The sequence below is a fragment of the Flavicella sp. IMCC45537 genome (genome assembly GCF_057197705.1).
Genome location: NZ_CM170067.1, coordinates 449,293 through 471,896 on the forward strand (window position 1 = coordinate 449,293; position 22,604 = coordinate 471,896).

Annotated in this window: 17 protein-coding genes; 8 read left to right on the forward strand and 9 right to left on the reverse strand. The window is 33.2% G+C overall.

Features of this window, described 5'->3' with window-relative positions:
* Nucleotides 1-117 precede the first annotated feature (117 nt).
* Nucleotides 118-2,973, forward strand: a complete 2,856-nt coding sequence (carB, locus tag AC2DGP_RS02075) for a carbamoyl-phosphate synthase large subunit (RefSeq protein WP_484491373.1) — start codon at nt 118-120, stop codon at nt 2,971-2,973.
* A 102-nt stretch (nt 2,974-3,075) separates the two neighbouring features.
* On the opposite strand, the gene AC2DGP_RS02080 is transcribed toward carB, so the two are convergent.
* Complete coding sequence (locus AC2DGP_RS02080) at nt 3,076-4,002, reverse strand: choice-of-anchor D domain-containing protein (protein ID WP_484491374.1); 927 nt, start codon at nt 4,000-4,002, stop codon at nt 3,076-3,078.
* Nucleotides 4,003-4,160: 158 nt separating this feature from the next.
* On the opposite strand from AC2DGP_RS02080, the gene AC2DGP_RS02085 reads away from it, so the two are divergent.
* Nucleotides 4,161-5,336, forward strand: a complete 1,176-nt coding sequence (locus AC2DGP_RS02085; protein WP_484491375.1) for a GlmU family protein — start codon at nt 4,161-4,163, stop codon at nt 5,334-5,336.
* 50 nt (nt 5,337-5,386) lie between these two features.
* Here the strand turns inward: AC2DGP_RS02085 and AC2DGP_RS02090 are convergent, their stop codons facing one another.
* Complete coding sequence (locus tag AC2DGP_RS02090; protein ID WP_484491376.1) at nt 5,387-5,833, reverse strand: DUF1573 domain-containing protein; 447 nt, start codon at nt 5,831-5,833, stop codon at nt 5,387-5,389.
* A 160-nt stretch (nt 5,834-5,993) separates the two neighbouring features.
* On the opposite strand from AC2DGP_RS02090, the gene AC2DGP_RS02095 reads away from it, so the two are divergent.
* The 5 genes from AC2DGP_RS02095 (at nt 5,994) to AC2DGP_RS02115 (ending at nt 12,582) form a co-directional block, all read left to right on the forward strand.
* Entirely contained in the window at nt 5,994-8,621 is a 2,628-nt protein-coding gene (locus AC2DGP_RS02095) for a valine--tRNA ligase (RefSeq protein WP_484491377.1), read from the forward strand.
* 40 nt (nt 8,622-8,661) lie between these two features.
* Entirely contained in the window at nt 8,662-9,816 is a 1,155-nt protein-coding gene (locus AC2DGP_RS02100; protein ID WP_484491378.1) for a class I SAM-dependent methyltransferase, read from the forward strand.
* A 78-nt stretch (nt 9,817-9,894) separates the two neighbouring features.
* Nucleotides 9,895-10,359: a tRNA (cytidine(34)-2'-O)-methyltransferase gene (locus AC2DGP_RS02105; protein ID WP_484491379.1), complete on the forward strand. Its 465-nt coding sequence runs from the start codon at nt 9,895-9,897 to the stop codon at nt 10,357-10,359.
* An 89-nt stretch (nt 10,360-10,448) separates the two neighbouring features.
* A complete protein-coding gene (locus AC2DGP_RS02110) occupies nt 10,449-12,068 on the forward strand; it encodes an ABC-F family ATP-binding cassette domain-containing protein (RefSeq protein ID WP_484491380.1) in 1,620 nt (539 codons plus the stop codon).
* A 163-nt stretch (nt 12,069-12,231) separates the two neighbouring features.
* Nucleotides 12,232-12,582 carry a hypothetical protein gene (locus AC2DGP_RS02115; protein WP_484491381.1) on the forward strand — a complete coding sequence of 117 codons (351 nt, stop codon included), beginning with the start codon at nt 12,232-12,234 and terminating at the stop codon, nt 12,580-12,582.
* A gap of 68 nt (nt 12,583-12,650) precedes the next feature.
* Here AC2DGP_RS02115 and AC2DGP_RS02120 read toward each other — a convergent pair whose 3' ends face one another.
* The 7 genes from AC2DGP_RS02120 to AC2DGP_RS02150 form a co-directional block, all read right to left on the reverse strand.
* The gene (locus AC2DGP_RS02120; RefSeq protein WP_484491382.1) at nt 12,651-13,922 is read right to left on the reverse strand and encodes an adenylosuccinate synthase; all 1,272 of its coding nucleotides are present in this window, start codon (nt 13,920-13,922) and stop codon (nt 12,651-12,653) included.
* Nucleotides 13,923-13,942: 20 nt separating this feature from the next.
* Nucleotides 13,943-14,389 (reverse strand): Fur family transcriptional regulator, encoded by a 447-nt coding sequence (locus AC2DGP_RS02125; protein WP_300323110.1) that lies wholly within the window; start codon nt 14,387-14,389, stop codon nt 13,943-13,945.
* A gap of 193 nt (nt 14,390-14,582) precedes the next feature.
* Nucleotides 14,583-16,802 carry a RelA/SpoT family protein gene (locus tag AC2DGP_RS02130; RefSeq protein ID WP_484491383.1) on the reverse strand — a complete coding sequence of 740 codons (2,220 nt, stop codon included), beginning with the start codon at nt 16,800-16,802 and terminating at the stop codon, nt 14,583-14,585.
* A 28-nt stretch (nt 16,803-16,830) separates the two neighbouring features.
* Entirely contained in the window at nt 16,831-18,063 is a 1,233-nt protein-coding gene (locus AC2DGP_RS02135; RefSeq protein WP_484491384.1) for a M48 family metallopeptidase, read from the reverse strand.
* A gap of 91 nt (nt 18,064-18,154) precedes the next feature.
* A complete protein-coding gene (locus AC2DGP_RS02140; RefSeq protein WP_484491385.1) occupies nt 18,155-18,964 on the reverse strand; it encodes a TrmH family RNA methyltransferase in 810 nt (269 codons plus the stop codon).
* Between the two features lie 65 nt (nt 18,965-19,029).
* Nucleotides 19,030-19,584, reverse strand: a complete 555-nt coding sequence (locus AC2DGP_RS02145; RefSeq protein ID WP_484491386.1) for a hypothetical protein — start codon at nt 19,582-19,584, stop codon at nt 19,030-19,032.
* A gap of 179 nt (nt 19,585-19,763) precedes the next feature.
* A complete protein-coding gene (locus AC2DGP_RS02150) occupies nt 19,764-20,831 on the reverse strand; it encodes a DUF3810 domain-containing protein (RefSeq protein ID WP_484491387.1) in 1,068 nt (355 codons plus the stop codon).
* A 239-nt stretch (nt 20,832-21,070) separates the two neighbouring features.
* Here AC2DGP_RS02150 and dnaB point away from each other — a divergent pair, with 239 nt between their 5' ends.
* Nucleotides 21,071-22,588 carry a replicative DNA helicase gene (gene dnaB, locus AC2DGP_RS02155; RefSeq protein WP_484491388.1) on the forward strand — a complete coding sequence of 506 codons (1,518 nt, stop codon included), beginning with the start codon at nt 21,071-21,073 and terminating at the stop codon, nt 22,586-22,588.
* Nucleotides 22,589-22,604: the final 16 nt, after the last annotated feature.

Consider the following 22,604-nt stretch of genomic DNA (forward strand, 5'->3'; position numbering starts at 1 on the left):
AATTCATATAAAACAGGTGTTACTATTTATTAGTAACACCTTTTTTTTGAATAAACGAATCAGAAGTAAGTTAAAAATTAAAGGTGCTGATTACCTTTTCGTTATAAAATTAATAGGATGCCAAAAAACAAAAACATTAAGTCGGTTTTAATTATAGGTTCTGGTCCAATTGTAATTGGACAAGCATGTGAATTTGATTATTCAGGTTCTCAATCTATACGATCTTTAAAGGAAGAAGGTATTGAGGTGACATTGATCAACTCTAACCCTGCAACAATTATGACAGATCCGTCATTAGCGGATAATGTTTATTTGAAGCCGTTGACTACAAAGTCAATTATTGAAATCTTAAAAAATCATCCAAACATTGATTCGGTTTTACCCACAATGGGTGGTCAAACAGCGTTGAATCTTTGTATTGAAGCTGACGAAAAAGGAATTTGGGAAGATTTTAATGTAAATATGATTGGTGTGGATATTGACGCCATTAATATTACTGAAGATAGAGAACAATTCCGTGAGTTAATGGGGAAAATAGGTGTTGATATGGCGCCTCAAGCAACGGCAACATCTTTCTTACAAGGAAAAACAATTGCTCAAGAGTTTGGTTTCCCATTATGTATTCGTTCTTCCTTTACTTTAGGGGGAGCAGGAGCTGCAATTGTTTATGATGAAGCTGATTTTGATGATTTATTATCACATGGTTTGGAAATTTCTCCAATTCATGAGGTGATGATCGATAAAGCAATGATGGGATGGAAAGAATACGAACTGGAGTTGTTACGTGATCGTAATGATAATGTTGTAATCGTTTGTTCTATTGAAAATATGGATCCGATGGGAATCCATACTGGAGATTCAATCACTGTTGCACCAGCAATGACTTTGAGTGATTCTACTTTCCAAAAAATGCGTGATATGGCAATCCATATGATGCGTTCAATCGGTGATTTCGAAGGAGGATGTAACGTTCAGTTCGCAGTTTCTCCAGATGAGAAAGAAGATATCATTGCTATTGAAATTAATCCACGTGTATCTCGTTCTTCTGCATTGGCATCGAAAGCGACTGGATACCCAATTGCAAAAATTGCAACTAAATTAGCTCTAGGGTATAGTTTAGATGAGTTGAACAATCAAATTACAGGATTTACTTCTGCTTTGTTTGAGCCAACTTTGGATTATGTAATTGTAAAAATTCCTCGTTTTAACTTCGATAAATTTGAAGGGGCTGATAGAACTTTAGGTCTTCAAATGAAAGCAGTAGGAGAGGTAATGGGAATTGGACGTTCTTTCCAAGAAGCATTGCACAAAGCAACACAATCATTAGAAATTAAACGTAACGGTTTAGGAGCGGATGGTAAAGAGGAAACTCATTATGATACGATTATCTCTAAATTAACTTATGCATCTTGGGATAGAGTATTCTCTATTTACGATGCAATCAAAGCTGGAATTTCTTTAAGTAAGATTCATGATATCACTAAAATTGATATGTGGTACTTAAAGCAATATGAAGAGTTATTTACTTTGGAAAAAGAAATTTCTTCTTTCAAATTAGATACTTTGTCTAAAGACTTATTGTTAGAAGCAAAGCAAAAAGGTTACGGTGATAGACAAATTGCACATATGTTAGGTTGTTTAGAATCTGAAGTTTACAAAAAACGTGAGGAGTTAAACATCAACCGTGTATATAAATTAGTAGATACTTGTGCTGCTGAGTTTGCTGCACAGACACCATATTACTATTCAACTTTTGAGAATACCATGACTACTGCAGATGGAAAAACTTTTTCTGCAAATGAGTCAGTTGTTACAGATAAGAAAAAAGTAGTTGTATTAGGTTCTGGACCAAATAGAATTGGTCAAGGGATTGAGTTTGATTACTGTTGTGTACACGGTGTATTAGCTGCAAAAGAAGCAGGTTATGAAACTGTAATGATCAACTGTAACCCAGAAACTGTTTCTACAGATTTTGATACAGCTGATAAATTATATTTTGAGCCTGTGTTCTGGGAGCATATTTATGACATTATTCGTCATGAAAAGCCAGAAGGAGTGATAGTTCAGTTAGGTGGACAAACAGCATTGAAATTGGCTGAGAAATTAGAAGCGTATGGTGTAAAAATCATGGGAACTAGTTTTGAGGCGTTGGATTTAGCTGAAGATAGAGGGCGTTTCTCTGATATGTTAACATCTTTAGAAATTCCTTTCCCACAATTTGGAACGGCTACAAATGCTGATGAAGCATTAGAGATTGCAGATAATTTAGATTTCCCAATATTAGTTCGTCCATCTTATGTATTAGGAGGGCAGGGAATGAAAATTGTAATTAACAAAGAAGAATTAGAAGCTCATGTTGTTGAGTTATTACGTTCTATTCCTGGAAATAAATTATTATTGGATCACTATTTAGAAGGTGCTATTGAAGCTGAAGCTGATGCAATTTGTGATGAGGATGGTAATGTTTACATTATCGGAATTATGGAGCATATTGAGCCTTGTGGAGTACACTCTGGGGATTCAAATGCTACCTTGCCTCCATTTAACTTAGGGGAATTTGTAATGAATCAAATTAAGGAGCATACTAAAAAAATAGCAGTTGCTTTAAAAACTAAAGGATTGATCAATATTCAGTTTGCTGTAAAAGATGATACAGTATACATTATTGAGGCAAACCCAAGAGCATCTCGTACGGTTCCATTTATCGCAAAAGCTTATGGTGAGCCTTATGTGAACTATGCAACAAAAGTGATGTTAGGAGCAAATAAGGTAACTGATTTTGATTTCAAACCTGAATTGGAAGGTTTTGCAATCAAGCAACCAGTTTTCTCTTTCAATAAGTTCCCGAATGTAGATAAGAAATTAGGACCTGAAATGAAATCAACAGGTGAGAGTATCTTGTTTATAGATGATCTTAAAGATGATGCATTTTATGAGTTGTACTCAAGAAGAAAAATGTACTTAAATAAATAAAAGCGAATCGCTTTTGAAAATTAAAAAGGCTTTCCATTTGGAAAGCCTTTTTTATCTATTACAGTGAGTTTGTTTAAGAGTTGTAGTAAAATTGTACGGTTGTTATTGTTGAATGAAACCTGTTTCAATCCAAGTATTTAATAAATCAATATTAGATTGTGCTAATTTTGAGCTGTTTTTAGGCATATTACCGCTTTCAATTCTGCCTATAGAACTGCTTGCCCCTGTTGCTTCAAAAGCTGTTTTTACTAAAGAGTAGCTTGTAAGTGTTGGAGAGGTTGCTCCGCCATGACAGTTAGTTGTAGCGCAACTTTGATTTACCAACGGAGCAATGTCATTAACATAACTAACGGTTACCAATTCTCCAGACGGATATCCGGCATTTATCCATTGTTCTATATTGTTTTTTTCTTCCTGAGTGAGTGCTGGAATAGGGTCTGATGGTCTAAATTTAGGCATTGTTCCATCTAAAATTTCCTGCCATGATCTATCATTTTTAAATCCATCTTTAACTTCCGAGAAATTTGTTAAACTAATGCCATCAGAAGGATTGTTTCCACTATGACATCCGGTGACGGAACAACTTTGTGCCATAATTGGTGCAATGGTATTGTCATAGGTTTTCGCGCTCGTTGAAGCGATACCTGTACCTGCAACACTAATTGTAGCAGCGGTACTGGTTGAATTTGATGTAATAGCCATACTTCCATTATAGTTGGAGATTGTTGTTGGACTAAACCCTACGGTAAAGGTTTTAGAAGTTCCCGTAGCAATACTACCAGAAGTAGGGTTAACTGTAAAACCTTCAGGGGTAGTGATGTTACTGATAGTAATTTCTTCGGTACCTGTATTTGTAACTGTAAAAGTTTTTTCGGTGGTTTGGGTAACTTCTACATTTCCGAAAATTAAAGAGGTTCCAGAGAGTTGAGTTGTAAAAGTCTTTGTTTCGATTTCTTCAGAACTTGAAGAGGAGCAGGCCCCAAATATCAAAACGATAGATAGTAATGCCGCGGCTGTGATTTTTTTCATAAATAAGTTTAGTTTGATTTTTGGTCGATTTAATAGCATCATCTTACAAAAGATGATGTTCTTAAAATTAATGATTTTAATTGATATAGAGAAACCACATAAATTATGAGAGCAAAATTTGATGTCAATTCGATACCTTTGCTTAAAAGAAATTGACAATGAATTATATTTTATTTGATGGTCCAACAAGGGATAATCTATTACCGTTTACATTTACCAAACCTGTTTCTGAGATGAGAATAGGGGTTCTTACAATTAAAGAAAAATGGGAGAAATTGCTTGGTTGTACTGTTACTTATCTGACAGAAGAATATTTGGAATCCAAATATCCTATAGTTGAGTTTGATGAAAATATTTATATTGATGCTTCTGTGATTCCTAATAAAACACTAGCCACTGAGATAAGTTTTCTTGGCGAGAATCAGGCTTTGATGAGTAATGAAGATATGATTGCGTTTTTTGCTTCAAAAGAGCAAGAAGAAATAGATTTTGAATCTTACGAATTGGTAGAGTTTCAAGAGGAATTTTATAAACTAGAAACAAAATCAGATATTTTTTCAAATAATTATAGGGAGATTAACGAGGATTTCAAGTTGTTAAAAGGAGATAGAACTTCTGCAGCAATTTCTAGTACCAATACAATAGTAGGGGCCCGAGATAATGTATTTCTAGAAGAAGGTGTTGTTTTGGAGTGTACTGTGATTAATGTAACGGACGGACCTGTGTACATTGGAAAAAGTGCTGTTGTGATGGAGGGATCCTTACTAAGAGGTCCTATTTCAATAGGAGAGAATGCTGTCGTAAAGATGGGGGCTAAAATATATGGAGGAACAACGGTAGGTCCAAATTGTACGGTTGGAGGAGAAATTAAGAATGTGGTCTTTTTGGGGAATTCTAATAAAGGGCATGATGGATATTTAGGAAATTCTGTAGTAGGAGAGTGGTGTAATTTTGGGGCTGATACCAATGTTTCAAATATGAAAAATAACCATAGTGAAGTAAGTGTATGGGATTATGCAGAAAATGATTTTGTGACTACAGGTTTGCGTTTTTGCGGTCTGTTTTTGGGAGATTACTCAAAGTTAGGAATTAACACAATGATAAATACAGGAACAGTTATTGGCGTTTCATCAAATGTATTTGGATCTGGTTTTCCTTCCAAGTTTGTTCCTTCGTTTAGTTGGGGGGGGAGTGATGCACAACATGAGTACGAAATTGAAAAAGCTATTGTAGATGCACAAAAAATGTGTGAATTGAAAAAAGGAAACTTTGATATTAAAGATAAAGAAATATTAAAACATCTTTTTGAAGCGACTAAAGTTTACAAAAACTAGTCATAAAAAAAGCCTTTCATTTGAAAGGCTTTTTTTTGTTTTATGAATCTTTATTTTTTTTCAGGTAATACTTCCCCTTTTATTCTCAATACTTTTTTAGGCTCTGATGCATTAGAGGTTAACGTTACCGTTTTAGAAAAACGTCCTACTCGGTTTGTTGCATATTTTACTCTTATTTCTCCAGATTCTCCTGGCATGATTGGTTCTTTATCATAGGTAGGAACTGTACATCCACAGCTACCTTTTGCATTCGCAATAATTAGTGGACTTCCTCCTGTATTGGTAAATTTAAAAACTCTATTCCCATCAGAGTCTTTTTCTATGACACCATAGTTAATTACTTCTTCTTCAAATTGAAATACTGCAGCATTTGCATCAAAATCTTCAACGGGTTGTGCTATTGGAGAATTAAGTGAATCTTTTGGTACAGTGGTTTCTTGTGCATTGATAGCAAAAGTCCCTGCAAACAAGGCTATAGCCATTAATATATTTTTCATAATTATAGTTTTACAAAAACAAAAATAAACATATTTATGACCCTACAAAATATAGGTTTGTTAACTTTTTAGTTAAAAGAGATAATTGTACTTTTGCCATCACTTAAAAAGTTAAGAAGACTTTTAGAATAAAAAGAAAAATAATTTCAATTCATTTCAAATGATCCCAAATAAATACAATCCGGAAAAAGTAGAAGATAAATGGTATAGCTATTGGATGGAGAATGGATATTTTCATTCTACACCTAACGAAAAAGAGGCTTACACTATTGTCATCCCTCCACCTAATGTAACGGGTGTATTGCATATGGGACACATGTTGAATAATACCATTCAAGATGTTTTGATTCGTCGTGCTAGATTGAAAGGTTTCAATGCATGTTGGGTACCTGGAACGGATCATGCTTCTATTGCTACAGAGGCAAAAGTAGTAGCAAAGTTGAAAGAAGAGGGGATTCATAAAGACGATTTAACTCGTGATGAGTTCTTAAAACATGCTTGGGAATGGACTGATAAACATGGTGGAATTATTTTAGAACAACTTAAAAAGTTAGGAGCTTCTTGTGATTGGGAGCGTACTGCTTTTACCATGGATGACGATTTAAGTGCTGCGGTGAGTAAGGTTTTTGTTGATTTATATGCCAAAGGATTAATTTACCGAGGATATAGAATGGTAAACTGGGATCCTGAAGCAAAGACAACTTTGTCAGATGAAGAGGTTGAGTTTGTTGAGAAACAAGGTAATTTATATTATATCAATTATCAGATAGAGGGATCTGAAGAAACAGTTACAGTTGCTACCACCAGACCTGAAACATTATTAGGGGATACAGCAATATGCATCAACCCTACAGATGAACGTTTTGCTCATTTGAAAGGGAAAAAAGTGATAGTTCCTATTGCCAATAGAGTGATTCCTATTATAGAAGATGAATATGTTGATTTAGAATTTGGTACAGGATGTTTGAAAATTACTCCTGCTCATGATCAAAACGATAAAGCGATTGGAGAGAAACATAATTTAGAAGTGATTGATATTCTAAATGATGATGGTTCTTTAAATTCTTTAGGATTGCATTATGAAGGGAAAGATCGTTTTGTAGTTCGTAAAGAGATTGCTGAAGAATTACGAGCTCTTGGAGCGTTAGTGAAAACAGAAAAACACATCAATAAAGTTGGTGTTTCTGAAAGAACAAAGGCGGTAATTGAACCTAAAATTTCGGTTCAATGGTTCCTGAAAATGGAAGAAATTGTGAAACCAGCCTTAGACGCAGTTTTAAAAGATGAGGATATCAAGTTTTATCCAAAACACTACAATAGTACCTATAAATATTGGTTAGAAAATATTAGAGATTGGAATATATCTCGTCAATTATGGTGGGGACACCAAATTCCGGCATATTTCTATGGAGAAGGTTTAGAAGACTATGTAGTGGCTGAATCTAAAGAGGAAGCATTGCAAAAGGCTCAAGAGGTAACAGGAAATAAAGAATTGACTTTAGAAGAAATCAAACAAGATCCAGATGCTTTGGATACATGGTTTTCATCTTGGTTATGGCCAATTTCGTTATTTGATGGAATTAAAAATCCGGATAACGAAGAATTTAATTACTATTATCCTACAAATGACTTGGTTACTGGGCCTGATATTATTTTCTTTTGGGTTGCTAGAATGATTTTTGCAGGATATGAGTTTGCAGATGCAAAACCATTTAGCAATGTTTATTTTACGGGAATTGTAAGAGACAAGCAAAGAAGAAAAATGTCTAAATCTTTAGGAAACTCGCCAGATCCTATTGAGTTGATGAAAAAATATGGGGCAGATGGTGTTCGTACAGGGTTGTTGTTAAGTGCAGCAGCTGGAAATGATTTATTATTCGACGAAGAATTATGTGAACAAGGACGTAATTTTTCCAGTAAAATTTGGAATGCCTTCCGTTTGATTAATGGATGGGAAGTTTCAGAAACAATTGAACAACCAGCATCCTCTAAAACAGCGATTGCTTGGTACAACGCAAAGTTCCAAAAGGCATTGTTAAGTATCGAAAAGTCATTTGAAGAATACAGAATATCTGAGGCTTTGATGACAATTTATAAATTGATTTATGATGATTTTTCGTCATGGTTCTTAGAAATGATCAAACCTGGTTACCAACAACCAATTGATGCGGTTACCTATAAAGCTGCTATTTCTTGCTTAGAGGATAATCTTAAGGTTTTACATCCTTACATGCCTTTCTTGACAGAAGAAATTTGGCAACACTTAGAGGAGAGATCAACGGAAGAAGCTTTAATTATTGCAGAATATCCGGAATTGGTTTCTTTTGATGAAAAAATTATCCATGATTTTGAGTTTGCTTCAGAAGTAATCTCTGGAATAAGAAAAATTAGAAAAGATAAAAACATCAGTTTTAAAGACGCCATTGAATTATCTGTTTTAGACAATGAGAAGTCAAGTGCCACTTTTGATGCGGTTATTGAAAAACTAGGGAATACTTCTAAAATTAATAAAGTGGATGCTGCCGTTGAAGGAGCTTTAAGTTTTAGAATCAAATCAAACGAGTACTTTATTCCAATTTCAGGAGCCATTAATGTAGAGGAAGAGATTGCAAAAATTACCGAAGAATTAAAATATATTGAAGGTTTTTTAAAATCGGTTCAAAAGAAGTTAAGCAATGAGCGTTTTGTAAATAACGCCCCTGAAAAAGTGATTACCTTAGAGAGAAATAAGGAAGCAGATGCTTTGGCTAAAATAGAAACGTTAAAGGCGAGCCTTGCTGCACTATAATAATTAAAGTATATTAATTTCAATATTAAAAAACAGAATCATGAGCTCATTTGATACATTTTCAGAAGTAATACAAACTAGTATTGCAGCAGATGATTTTGTTAAAATTACTTTAAGTAAACCGCTTCGTAAAAACGATGGATTAAGAAATATTTATGTTCGACTGGTTTTGATTAAAGAGGAAGTAAAAATGTCTTTCACCTATCATTACAAAACTAATGATCAGGTGAAGAACTTTGGAATTAATGAAGGGATTGAAGAGTTGCAAAACTTTTTATTAACTACCTTTAGAACAGCTGTAGTTTTTACACTGAGAGAGGATTTACAAGTTTTTGTTTCAAAAAAGAAAGTTGTTTCATTTAAAAAAGGGGCACCAAGTTTTACGAATAAGCCACCGATAACACACGATAAACCAAAAGAAAAACGTGCGGAAATGGGGGCATATTTACGTTATTTAGGGGTGACAGATGCTAGTAATACTGTGATTCCTAAAATGGCTGATAAATTCCGTCAAATAAACAAATATTTGGAAATCATGGAAGGTTTGATTTCTAATGCTAAATTACCGAAGCAGATTCAAATTGTGGATATGGGATCAGGTAAAGGATATTTGACTTTCGCTTTGTATGATTATTTGGTAGTTCAAAGAAAAATGAACGTTACAGTTACCGGAATAGAATTACGAAAAGAATTAGTAGATTACTGTAATGATGTTGCTGAAAAGTGTGAGTTTGAGAATTTAAAGTTTGAATGCAAGCCAATTCAAGAATATGAAAATAAAAAAATTGATATTTTAATAGCCTTGCACGCTTGTGATACTGCTACTGATGATGCTATAACGAAAGGAATTATGGCAAAAGCAGGTTTGATAGTTTGTGCTCCTTGTTGTCATAAACAAGTGCGTCAGTCCTTAAAAGGGAAAGAGCAGGAAGATCCTATTTTAAAATACGGAATTTTTAAAGAGCGTCAATTTGAAATGGTAACGGATACTATTCGTGCATTGATATTAGAGAAGAGGCACTACCAGACTAAAATTTTCGAATTTGTATCCAATGAACATACACGTAAAAATGTAATGTTGGTTGCAACAAAATCCAATAAGGAGGTTGATGAAAAGGCTTTGAATCAGAAAATTAAGGGAATCAAAACTACTTATGGTATTGAGGAACATTATTTAGAAACTCAAATAAAATAGACTTATCGTTTTAAGTAATTTTTTTTTATTGCTGTTTAATCTTTTTTTTCTTTTGAGCCAATGTCAAATAATCAAAACGTGAAACCTAATTTTAATATTGTTTTAGTCAATCCACAAATTCCAAATAACACGGGGAATATAGGACGTTTGTGTGTAGGTAGCTTGAGTACATTGCACTTGGTAAAACCTTTGGGCTTTGAAATTACGGACAGTCGTGTGAAAAGAGCAGGTTTAGATTATTGGGGCGATTTGAATCTTTCATATCATGACAATTTTGAAAAATTGATAGAAAGTATACCAGATATCTCTAGAGTTTTCTTTTTTACAACACGTGCGGAGAAAGCTTATTACGATGTGGACTATAGGGAAGGAGATTGGTTGATTTTTGGAAGAGAATCAGATGGTTTATCTCAAGATATTGTAGATACCTATATAAAACAATGTATTAAAATTCCTTTCCCAGGTACTGTGCGAAGTTTTAATTTAGGGAATGCCGTTGCAATGGCTTTAGGAGAAGGTTTGCGTCAGCTTCAAAAACAATAGAAATTACTTTAATTCCTTAAGTATTCTTACATTTTCAGGCATATATCATGCTTTTTATTTATTTTTGCAAAAAAATAAAAAATCATACAATGCTTTCAGTATCAAACTTATCTGTTCAGTTCGGTAAACGTGTTTTATTCGACGAAGTAAATACAAAATTCGTTCAAGGAAACTGTTATGGAATTATTGGGGCCAATGGAGCCGGTAAATCTACTTTTCTAAAAATATTAACGGGTCAATTAGAGCCTACTTCAGGATATGTTTCTTTGGAGAAAGGTAAAAGAATGTCTGTTTTATCTCAGGATCACTTTGCTTTTGACGAATTTCCAGTTTTAGAATCAGTAATGATGGGGAACAAGGAAATGTTTAGTGTAAAGAAAGAAATTGATGATTTGTATGCCAATTATACAGATGAAAATGCTGATAAAATTGGAGAACTTCAAGTTACATTTGAAGAAATGGGAGGTTGGACTGCAGAAAGTGATGCAGCTACGCTTTTGTCGTCTTTGGGAATTAAAGATGATATGCATTATACGCTTATGGGCGATTTGGATGGTAAACAAAAAGTACGTGTATTAATTGCTCAGGCTTTGTTTGGTAATCCAGATGTATTGATTATGGATGAGCCTACCAACGATTTGGATTTTGAAACAATTGCTTGGTTAGAGCATTTTTTGGCAAATTATGAAAATACTGTAATTGTTGTTTCTCATGACCGTCACTTTTTAGATGCTGTATGTACGCATATTTCAGATATTGATTTTGGAAAAGTAAATCAATACTCAGGAAATTATACTTTTTGGTATGAGTCAAGTCAGTTAGCTGCCAAGCAAAGAGCGCAACAAAATAAAAAGGCAGAGGATAAAAAGAAAGAACTAGAAGAGTTTATCCGTCGTTTTTCTGCAAATATGGCGAAGTCTAAACAGGCTACCAGTAGAAAGAAGATGATTGAAAAATTAAATGTAGATGATATCAAGCCTTCAAGTAGAAGATATCCTGCGATCATTTTTGAAAGAGAACGTGAAGCCGGAGATCAGATTTTGAATGTTGAGAATTTATCAAAAGAAATTGATGGAGAAGTTTTGTTTCAGAATGTAAATATCAATTTAGCAAAGGGAGATAAAGTTGCGGTAATATCTAAAAGTTCTAAAGCGGTAACTTCTTTTTATGAAATTTTGAATGGTAATTTGGATGCAGATTCAGGTTCGTTTGATTTTGGTGTGACTACAAATCAATCTTATTTGCCTTTAGAAAATGCAGAGTTCTTTCAGAATGCTGAGTTGGACTTGGTAGATTGGCTACGTCAATATGCTAAAACTGAAGAAGAGCGTGAAGCGGTTCATTTAAGAGGGTTCTTAGGTAAAATGATTTTTAGTGGGGAAGAGGCATTGAAAAAATGTAACGTTCTTTCTGGAGGAGAAAAAGTGAGATGTATGTTGTCTCGTATGATGATGGTAAGAGCAAATGTTTTAATGTTAGATGAGCCAACCAATCACTTAGATTTGGAATCGATTCAGGCATTGAATAATTCTTTGACTAATTTTAAAGGTACTGTATTGTTCTCTACGCATGATCATGAGTTTGCGCAAACTGTTGCCAATAGAATTATTGAAATTACTCCTAAAGGAGTGATTGACAAATATGCTACCTTTGATGAGTATTTGTCTGATCCGAAAGTAAAAGAACAGAGAAAAAAGATGTATAGTTAAAGACCTACATCTTATTTATATTAAAAAAAGCATCTCTTTAAAGAGGTGCTTTTTTGATTTTGACAGATAAATACATTTTAAGAACTGTTATTGACATTGGTATGTCAGAATTTATATATTTTTAAATTATATTTATAATAATTAATAACCAAAACAATTAAACATGAAAAAATTATTAAGTATCGTAGCAGTTTTATTTTTTGCATTTTCTGTATCAGCACAAAAAACACCAAAATGGATAGATAAAAAAGCAACAGCTGTATCTCAGGATATGAAAACATTTTTGTCTTTGGATGATGCACAAACGAAAGTGGTATATGATGAAGAGGTAAAAAAGCAAAAAGCTATATACGAAGCGAAACAAGCGAATGGAGGTAAGAAGCCGAGTAAAGAAGAGTATAAAGCTATTGTAGCTCCCTTTGCAGCTGCTCAAACTGAAGCTGTTGGAGGTAAAAAACAAATGAATAAGTATTGGGCTCATGCAAAGGAAGAAAGAGAAAAAGCCAAAAAATAATTACTTGAGTTCATAAAAAAGCCCAATCTGTTAGGATTGGGCTTTTTTTATATTTAAACGATTTGTAATTATCTTACAATTGTTTGTTTTCTATCAGGTCCTACAGAAACGATACTGATTTTAATTTCAGTTTCTTTTTCTATAAATGCAATGTATTCTGACAATTCTTTCGGGAATTCTGCTTCAGAAGAAATTTCTGTTATATCTTCTTTCCATCCTTTAAACTCCGTGTAAATAGGTTTTACGTTTTCTGGCTCAATATTGTATGGGAAGTGTTCAATTACTTCTCCTTTGTATTCATAAGCAGTACATACTTTCAAAGTTTCAAAACCAGAAAGAACATCACCTTTCATCATGTTTAGTTGCGTAACTCCGTTTACCTGACAAGCGTATTTTAAAGCTACTAAGTCTAACCAACCACATCTTCTAGCTCTACCTGTAGTAGCTCCAAATTCATGACCTACTTTAGCCATTCTTTCACCATCAGCATCAAATAATTCTGTTGGGAATGGTCCAGATCCTACACGAGTAGTGTAAGCTTTAAAGATACCGTATACTTCACCAATCGAGTTAGGAGCAATTCCTAAACCAGTACAAGCACCAGCTGCTGTAGTGTTTGAAGAAGTAACAAATGGGTATGTTCCAAAATCAACATCTAATAAAGAACCTTGTGCACCTTCTGCCAAAATTGTTTGGTTAGATTTTATTGCTTTATGTAAGTACTCTTCACTATCGATAAAAGTCATTTCTTTTAAGCGAGCAACAGCAGTAAAGAATTCAGCTTTTAATTCACCTAAGTTGTATTCTAGTGCTACATCAAAGAACTCTAACATTTTTAAGTGTTTCTGAGTTAAGATGTCAAAAATTTCTTCCCAGTTACTTAATTCTAAATCACCAACACGCATTCCGTTACGTCCTGTTTTGTCCATGTAAGTTGGTCCAATTCCTTTTAAAGTAGAACCAATTTTAGCCTTACCTTTTGATGCTTCAGAAGCAGCATCTAATAAACGGTGGGTTGGTAGTATTAAATGCGCTTTTCTTGAAATAAGAATTTTAGCATTTAAGTCTAAGTTAAACTTATCTAAGTTTTCTAATTCTTTTTTAAAGATAACAGGGTCAATAACTACTCCGTTTCCAATAATGTTTAAAGCATCATCATGAAATATCCCTGAAGGAATTGTATGTAACACGTGTTTGTGTCCATCAAAAATCAAAGTGTGTCCTGCGTTAGGTCCTCCTTGGAAACGAGAAATTAAGTTGTAATTTTTTGTAAGAACGTCTACAATCTTACCTTTCCCTTCATCTCCCCATTGTAAGCCTAATAATAAATCTACAGCCATTATCTAAAAATTAATTTGTTTTATTGTTTTGATTGTCTTTTTTTTCCATAGAAATATAGCGAGTGATCTTCAATATCTATATTGAAAAACTCTTCTATTGATTTTTTGATATTTTGAATTCTTGGATCGCAAAATTCAATAACCTCACCAGTATCTAGGATTACGTGATCATGTTGTTTGTTGAAGAAACTTTTTTCATAGTGAGCTTGGTTTTGACCAAATTGGTGTTTTCTTACCAAACCACTACTTAATAATAATTCAATCGTATTGTATAAAGTAGCACGACTTACTCGGTAGTTCTTGTTCTTCATACTTATGTATAAAGATTCAATGTCAAAATGATCATCTAAATCATAGATTTCTTGAAGTATAGCAAACCTTTCCGGAGTTTTTCTGTGACTGTGTTTCTCTAGAAACTTCACAAAAACGGCCTTAACTGTTTCTTGATTATTATTGTTTTCTTTCATCCTATAAACTATTTAAAATAGCAAAACGCAAATTTAACTTTATTTTTCATTTAGACGAGTGGATTTGTCAATTTATTTACCTGATTTTAAAGAAAAAATACTTCAAAGCAAATAATTGAATTTTAGGAAGTCAGATACATAAAAACTACCGATCTCTTTTAAATGAAAAACGGTAGTTTTTATGGGCTTTATATTAGTCTACTCTTGAGACTTTATTGATTCCATCAATTTTAAGAATGTTTTCAGTTAGCTTTTTTAACTGGGTTTTATTCTTTACATCAATAGTAATTTTTCCTTGGAAAATAGAACCTCTAGTAACAGAGTTGATGTTGTAGATGTTCATATTGGAATTTCCAGATATAATTCGAGTCAAGTTATTTAGAATTCCAAGTTTATCTTCACCACTAATTTTTAGGGTCACTTTGAAATTTTGCTTTGAGGAATCAATCCACTTAGCAAACATAACCCGGTAGGCATAGTTTGATTGCATGCTAATTGCATTGGGACAATCATGCTTATGAACTTTTATTCCATCGTTTATAGTTAGGAAACCAAATACTTTATCACCTGGAATAGGATTACAACACTTAGATAATTTGTATTCTAGTTTTTCCTCGTCTTTTCCAAAAACTAATAAATCATAATTATTGGTAAGCTCATCTGGTTCCTGGTCTTTTCCTTTTTTGTTGCTCCCGCTTCGTTGAATTTTATTTTTAAAGAAGTTGTAAATAGAATTACTTCTTTGATTTGCAAATGCTTTTAATTCAGAGTTTTCAATTGCCCCAGTTCCAACCCTGTAAAATAGATCGAAGCTAGTTTTTAATTTGTTAAAACGAACAAGGTCGTTTACTGTTTTATCATTAAAAGGAATTTTTAGTTGTCGTAATTTACGAGTTAATAAAACTTTTCCTTCTTCTGCGATTCCTTTTTCTTCTTCTTTTAAAGCGGCTCTAATTCTAGCACGTGCTCTTGCAGTCACTACAAATTCTAGCCACCTATTATTAGGTTTTTTAACGTTAGAGGTTAGGACCTCTACTTGATCTCCACTTCCTAAAACAGTATCTAACGGTGTCAGTTTACCATTTACTTTTGCTCCCCTACATTTTAGGCCGATATCCGTATGAATAGAAAAGGCAAAATCAAGAGCCGACGCACCTTTTGGAAGTGTTTTTAATTCCCCTTTTGGAGTAAAAACAAAAATCTCTTCTGAATATAAATTTAATTTAAAATCTTCTACAAAATCAACAGCATTAATGTTACCATTTTCTAGAGAGTCTTTTAAACGATCTAACCAAGTTTCTAGACCTTTTTCATTCTGGTTTCCTTGTTTGTATTTAAAATGTGCAGCATATCCCTTTTCAGCAATTTCGTCCATTCGATTTGAACGAATTTGAACCTCTACCCAGTTACCACCTGGACCCATAACAGTTATATGCAGGGATTCATATCCAGTAGTTTTTGGATTTGTTATCCAGTCTCTTAATCGTAAAGGGTTCGGGTTGTATTGTTCTGTGATGATGGAGTAGATTTTCCATGCATCAAATTTTTCATTGTTTACATCAGAATCATAGATAATTCTAATGGCGAACTTATCATAAACTTCATCAAAGGAAACATTCTGCGCTCGCATTTTTCTACGAATAGAATAGATAGATTTTGTACGCCCTTTAATTTTATATGAGAAACCTTCTTTATCTAGATTCTCACGAATGTTATCAGAAAATCGTTCAATATATGCGTTCTGTTCTTCTTTGTTTGCATTAAGTTTTTCTTTAATATCATTAAAAACTTCTGGTTCTGTATATTTCAAACCTAAGTCTTCTAGTTCCGTTTTGATATTATAAAGTCCTAAACGATGTGCTAAAGGAGCGTAGATATATAGTGTTTCTGAGGAAATTTTAACCTGTTTGTAACCAGGCATTGATTCCATGGTTTGCATATTATGCAAACGGTCAGCAATTTTGATTAGAATTACACGAACATCATCATGTAATGTAAGTAGCATTTTTCTAAAATTCTCTGCTTGAATTGAGGCGTCTTGTTCCTTATTAAGTCTGGAAATCTTGGTAAGTCCACTTACAATTTTGGCTATGGTTTCACCAAAAAGACGTTCCATATCATTAACAGTATAAGGAGTGTCTTCAACAACATCATGCAATAAAGCAGCAGCAATGGATTCTGCACCTAAACCAATTTCATAGGCCACAATTTTCGCAACAGCAATAGGATGAAAAATATAAGGCTCTCCTGTTTTTCTCCTTTGATCACTGTGCGCTTCAAGTGCAAGATCAAAGGCTTTTCTAATTAAAACTTTATCACTTTCGGATAATGTTTGATAAGTACCTTTTAAAAGATCTTTATACCTATTGGCTATTTCTTTATTTTCTTCTTCTATAGTTACATTATACGTCATAAAATAAAAGACATTTTAATTCTAAATATTATTTTCTCAGACTACGAATACGTTGCAATAAAGTAGGATGAGAGTAGTGCGCAAAAACAGTTGCTTTGTGGGGTGTTAAGTTACTCAAACTATTTTTGGATAGTTTTTTTAAGGAACTTATCAGGTTTTCTGCATTTGTATATTTTTTAGCATAACTGTCTGCTTGATATTCAAAAGTACGAGAAATTGCATTCATAGCAAGGCCTGTAATTTCTGAGATTGGACTATACAGTATACTAAATGTTATCAGTCCAATATGAAAACTTGGTTCCTCAATACGTAGAGCATCTGATAGTAAGGGGTTTCCAATCAAAAGGGATAATATGTATAAAGTGAAACCTGTTAATAATATGGAAGCAAATAAATTAAAAATAATATGCTTTTTTTTATAATGGCCTACTTCATGAGCAAAGACTGCAACAATTTCTTGTGTTGTGAGTTCCTTTATCAGCGTGTCGTAAAGTACAATACGCTTTTTAGGACCAAAACCTGAAAAATATGCATTTGCTTTTGTTGATCTTTTAGAGCCATCAATGACAAATATTTTATCCAATTGAAACCCAATTTTTGCAGCAAAGTTTTCTAGTTCTGTTTTTAATTCTCCAGCTTCTAAGGCTGTTTGTTTGTTAAATAATGGAACAATTAATGAAGAATAAAATAAATTCATGAATAAAGTAAATAGGGTAATCACTGCCCAAGTGTAGATCCAAAATTTATTTTCTGTTTTTAGATAAAACCATGTGATTAAGGCTAAAAGAGGTCCTCCAACAACGATAGCTAAAGCCCATCCTTTTAGTTTGTCTAAAATAAAAAGTCTTTTGGTCGACTTGTTAAATCCGAATCTTTCTTCGATTACAAAGGTTTTATAGAATGCAAAGGGAGTGTTTAAAATATCACTTCCGAAAAACAAAATTGCAAAATATATTAAGGTTTGAGTGATTTCATTGTTCGTGAAACCTCTAACAAAGGAATCAATCCAAGCAAAACCTTCAAAAAAGAATAAAGATAATGTGAGAATGATAGAAAAACTATTGGTATAAAATGAAAAATCATAATTAGTTTTCTTGTAATTCTGAGATTCTTTATAGGCTTTATCATCATAAACATCTTTTAACTCATCTGGTAATTTGTCGTTAAAATGTTTCGCGTTTAAGAAAGAAAGAACTTCTTCCTTGATGAAATTAATAATTATGATTCCAATTAAAATTTTAAATACTAAAGATGCAGTCATGTTTAATTAATTGAAATGGTTTAAGATTACAAAAATAGGAAGATTGTTTCAGGATTGTGCAAAATGTTTCAGGTTATTATATTCTGCAGAATTACTCGAAGTTTCTTTGCCTACTGGCCTCAAAGATAAGAATTGAAGCCGCAACAGAAACATTCATTGAATCTATTTTTCCATTCATTGGAATGATTATTTTTTTGGAGGCGTTATCTAGCCATAAATCTGAAAGTCCTGTAGATTCTGTACCAACAACAATGGCACTTGCTTCTTTAAAATCTTGATTTTGATAAGGTTGAGAATCTTCTTTTAAAGCAGCAGCGTATGAGGTAATATTATGATTCTTGAGGTAGGTTAAAATTTCGTTAGTTGAACCAGTGGCAATTTGCGTAGTAAATAGGCAACCAACACTACTTCTAATAATATTTGGATTGTATAAATCTGTTTTAGGGTTGGCAATCAAAACAGCATCTACGTTTGCCGCGTCGGCAGTCCTCAATAAGGCACCTATATTACCTGGTTTTTCTGGTGCTTCTGCAATTAATAATAGCGGTTTGTTTCTTTTGAAGACAATGTTTTCTAATTCGTGTTTTTTTGCACAGACAACTGCTAGAATTCCTTCTGTAGTTTCTCTGTACGCAATTTTTTGATACACTTCTTTTGTAACCTCTAAATATTCAATTGAAGGATTAAGGCTAGACTCTAAGGAATTTATTTTATCTAGACTTGAAATCTGGGAGCAATAAATTATTTTTTCTAATGTATATGCTCCCAGAGTTGCTAGTTCAATTTCCCGTTGTCCTTCCAATAAAAATTTTCCACTTTTTTTTCTAACTCTTGATTTTTCTTTCAATTGTACCAATTCCTTTATCAGTGGATTTTGTAAGCTGGAAATTTTTTTATGCATCAATTTTGTTTTGTGCAAAAATAAATTAATAATCCATATGTCCTAAAAAGAGGCTTTGGTAATTTTTATAATTGCATGAAAACTAATTTAGAGCTTTTTCGGTCTTTAAGATTATATTGGTCAATGTCAATATCCATGCTATAGAAATATTCACCATATTCAGTAAATTCCATTTCTAATTCTAATATAGCGTTTGTGTTTTCATTAAAGTTAAAGGAATGACAGACAATTTCATATTTCTTTTCAGGAAATCTAATTAGAATACAACCATTGTTTGAGATGTTTTTTACTTTCAGCAAATTTATTTCCCAAAGTTTCAGCCGCTCTTCTGCTCTTGTTTTTTGAGGAACAACAATTTTGGAATGTGATTTGCCGCTTAAGTTTTCTTTAGAAGGTATTACTTGGTTGATTTTCATGGAGTCAACCGCGATAAAGGTGTCTTTAACGGTTGCGCCGATGTAAATAAAGGTACCTTCAGGGAATTCAAGGTCTGAATAGTTGAGAATGTTTACCGCGATTTCATAGTTGTAGTTATCTTCTCTCGGTAATATTTCAGAATTGTCGCAAGCGATGAGCAAGGCGAACATGAGGAGCCCAATAAGTGTGTAAATTCTTTTCATAGCAATTGATTTAGAACATTATACAATAGACTAACTCAACAACACTAGGGGTGTAAATAAACAAAAGTTTATAAACAGTACTTGTTTTATTAATTACTCTAATTTAAAGATTAAATAAATACAAATCAATGATTTATATCAGTTAATTTATCTGTGTCTTCACGCAGGTTTTAAGTTTGTTATTTGTCTATTGAGTAATGAATTAACAAATCAACCATATAGTTATAACTTTTGATTCCAGATTTTTGCTTGTTTGCTTTTAGATAAACGTTATAAGATTTTTTAAAAATAGGTTCTAATGGGTTTTCATAAGAATTCCAAAAATTATAGGATTCCCTAAAGTTGATTAAAATTCCTTGGTGAAGTATTTGAGTCGCTTCTTTATAGAGATCCTCGTCTCTTTTAGCCAATTCATTCAATAAATATTTTAAGGCCGTAACATGACCAGCAAGTTGAAAATAAACATCAGGATGTTTTGTGCAGGCTAGATAGCCGATAAAGTTAGCCTCGTTTTCTGCGGCATAGCCTAGTTGATGCGCAACTTCATGACTAATAGTGAATGGGTATGTATATAATGGAATTTTTGAATTTACTTGCGCTTCTCCGGTAAAAGGGTTCAGGTAGCCTGCAAATCCCATATAGGTTAAAGGTGTACTTAGCAAAGAGTGTTTAATAGAGGGAACTTGATATTTGAAATTTTGATGCGTTTTTGATAATTCATAGAATCCACTCTTAGTCTTTTTATAGAGTTCTTTTTTAGTATATGGAATTCTAAAAGGGATCGTGTCATTTTTAACCACAGAAGAATGAAGCCTGTTAATAGTTTTAATAGTTTTAAGAGTAAAATGATTGAGTGTCTCGGTACTGTAGTTTTCTCTTTCTAATTGAAGTTTTTGAGCCAAAGGAATTCGATAATAATTCATTCCCCAACTAAAATAAAATAAAAAATACAGTACGGATAATGCTGCACCAATAGACAGTCGATAAGAGCGTAATTCTGTCATTTTATCCCTAAAAATGACATATAAAAATCTTATAAAAATAAATGCAAAGATTATGTAAACAAGGTCTCCAATGCTGAATGGAATCCATCCTAAGGCTGTTCTGTAGAAAACAGATATTCCTTTGTAGATTCCATTGGAATAATATTTTTCTATAAAGTTGGGGTATCTAGATGTTATTTGAACAAATAGAATTTGTACGAATAAAAAATTTGATAAATATTTTGCAAGTAAATCGTCTTTCATATGAGAACAAGGCTAGATTCAAAATTAATGAATATAGTTCTATCAGCCTGTGAGACAGGAGTAGATTTTTATTTTATTTGAAGAATTATATAATTACCAGCTAATTTTCTGTAAATAATACAGGCAGAAATGGGGTGAAAAAATGTTGTTAACAATTTGAACCTTTTATAAACAAGGATGTGTACAAATAAAGTGCTCTAAAAAATTTAATAATAGAATTAAAAAATTAATTTTGTCATATGGAGCAAGCAAGAACCGTCAAAGGGCAAAAAGTTGATAAAAGCAGGATTATAAACCTTGAAAAAGGTAAAATTCCACCACAGGCTATTGATTTAGAAGAGGCTGTATTAGGGGCTATGATGATTGATAAAAAGGGGATTGATGATGTGATTGATATATTGCATGCAGAGGCCTTTTATAAAGAAGCACATCAAGAAGTTTATGATGCTATTTATACTTTGTTTCAGAATTCTGAGCCAACAGATTTACTTACGGTATCAAATCAATTGCGTAAAAATGGAAAATTAGATTTTGTTGGAGGTGATTTTTATTTGATAGGATTGACTCAGAAAGTTGCTTCTTCTGCGCATATTGAATTCCATGCCCGTATTATCATTCAAAAATATATTCAAAGAAGGTTGATTAGTATCTCAAGTGAGATTATTGAGCAGTCTTATGATGAAACTGCTGATGTTTTTGATTTGTTAGATGATGCTGAATCTAAACTTTTTGAAGTAACTCAAGGTAATCTTAAGAAAAGTTCTGAAAGTGCAAAGGACTTGGTAAAGCAAGCGGTAACTAAAATTCAAGAAATTGGAAACCAAGAAGGAATGAGTGGTTTGGAAACTGGTTTTACAAAGTTAGATGCTTTGACTTCTGGTTGGCAGCCTTCCGATTTAATTATTATTGCCGCACGTCCGGGTATGGGGAAAACGGCTTTTGTTATTTCTATGGCTAAGAATATGGCGATAGACTTTGGACATCCTGTAGCTTTGTTTTCTTTGGAGATGTCATCAGTACAGTTGATTACACGTATGATTTCTAGTGAGACGGGATTGACTTCTGAAAAATTACGTAAAGGTAATCTGGAACCACATGAATGGGAGCAGTTGAATGTGAAAGTGAAAAACTTAACGGATTCGCCGATATTTATTGATGACACCCCTTCGTTATCCATTTTTGATTTACGTGCCAAGGCACGTCGTTTGGCTTCTCAACACGGAATTAAAATTATAGTTATTGATTACTTGCAATTGATGACGGCCGGTGGAGCGGCTAATGGAAACCGTGAGCAGGAAATTTCCATGATTTCTCGAAACCTAAAGGCTTTGGCAAAGGAATTGAATATTCCTGTGATTGCCTTGTCTCAGTTATCTCGTGCTGTTGAAACTCGTGGAGGATCAAAAAGACCATTACTTTCTGATTTACGTGAATCTGGTGCGATTGAGCAAGATGCCGATATTGTATCGTTTATTTTCCGTCCGGAATACTATGGTATCACAGAATGGGATGATGACGATCATTCACCGTGTGAAGGACAGGGGGAGTTTATTGTAGCAAAACACAGAAATGGTGGTTTAGAGAATATTCGATTGAAGTTTACTGGGCATTTGGCAAAATTCTCTGATTTAGAAGAAGGTTTTGGAAATGAGTTCCAGTCAAAAATGAATGATTTCAATCAAGAGATATCATCAAATAATTTCCCTAGTGCAGAGGATGCCTTTGGAGCACCGGATGATGATGGGATGCCGTTTTAATAAATAAAGATCTTAT

Bases quoted from the DNA above. Each gene is read 5' to 3' on its own strand.
- carB (WP_484491373.1), top strand. From the start codon at position 118: ATGCCAAAAAACAAAAACATTAAGTCGGTTTTAATTATAGGTTCTGGT.
- AC2DGP_RS02080 (WP_484491374.1), bottom strand. From the start codon at position 4,002: ATGAAAAAAATCACAGCCGCGGCATTACTATCTATCGTTTTGATATTT.
- AC2DGP_RS02085 (WP_484491375.1), top strand. From the start codon at position 4,161: ATGAATTATATTTTATTTGATGGTCCAACAAGGGATAATCTATTACCG.
- AC2DGP_RS02090 (WP_484491376.1), bottom strand. From the start codon at position 5,833: ATGAAAAATATATTAATGGCTATAGCCTTGTTTGCAGGGACTTTTGCT.
- AC2DGP_RS02095 (WP_484491377.1), top strand. From the start codon at position 5,994: ATGATCCCAAATAAATACAATCCGGAAAAAGTAGAAGATAAATGGTAT.
- AC2DGP_RS02100 (WP_484491378.1), top strand. From the start codon at position 8,662: ATGAGCTCATTTGATACATTTTCAGAAGTAATACAAACTAGTATTGCA.
- AC2DGP_RS02110 (WP_484491380.1), top strand. From the start codon at position 10,449: ATGCTTTCAGTATCAAACTTATCTGTTCAGTTCGGTAAACGTGTTTTA.
- AC2DGP_RS02115 (WP_484491381.1), top strand. From the start codon at position 12,232: ATGAAAAAATTATTAAGTATCGTAGCAGTTTTATTTTTTGCATTTTCT.
- AC2DGP_RS02120 (WP_484491382.1), bottom strand. From the start codon at position 13,922: ATGGCTGTAGATTTATTATTAGGCTTACAATGGGGAGATGAAGGGAAA.
- AC2DGP_RS02125 (WP_300323110.1), bottom strand. From the start codon at position 14,389: ATGAAAGAAAACAATAATAATCAAGAAACAGTTAAGGCCGTTTTTGTG.
- AC2DGP_RS02130 (WP_484491383.1), bottom strand. From the start codon at position 16,802: ATGACGTATAATGTAACTATAGAAGAAGAAAATAAAGAAATAGCCAAT.
- AC2DGP_RS02135 (WP_484491384.1), bottom strand. From the start codon at position 18,063: ATGACTGCATCTTTAGTATTTAAAATTTTAATTGGAATCATAATTATT.
- AC2DGP_RS02140 (WP_484491385.1), bottom strand. From the start codon at position 18,964: ATGCATAAAAAAATTTCCAGCTTACAAAATCCACTGATAAAGGAATTG.
- AC2DGP_RS02145 (WP_484491386.1), bottom strand. From the start codon at position 19,584: ATGAAAAGAATTTACACACTTATTGGGCTCCTCATGTTCGCCTTGCTC.
- AC2DGP_RS02150 (WP_484491387.1), bottom strand. From the start codon at position 20,831: ATGAAAGACGATTTACTTGCAAAATATTTATCAAATTTTTTATTCGTA.
- dnaB (WP_484491388.1), top strand. From the start codon at position 21,071: ATGGAGCAAGCAAGAACCGTCAAAGGGCAAAAAGTTGATAAAAGCAGG.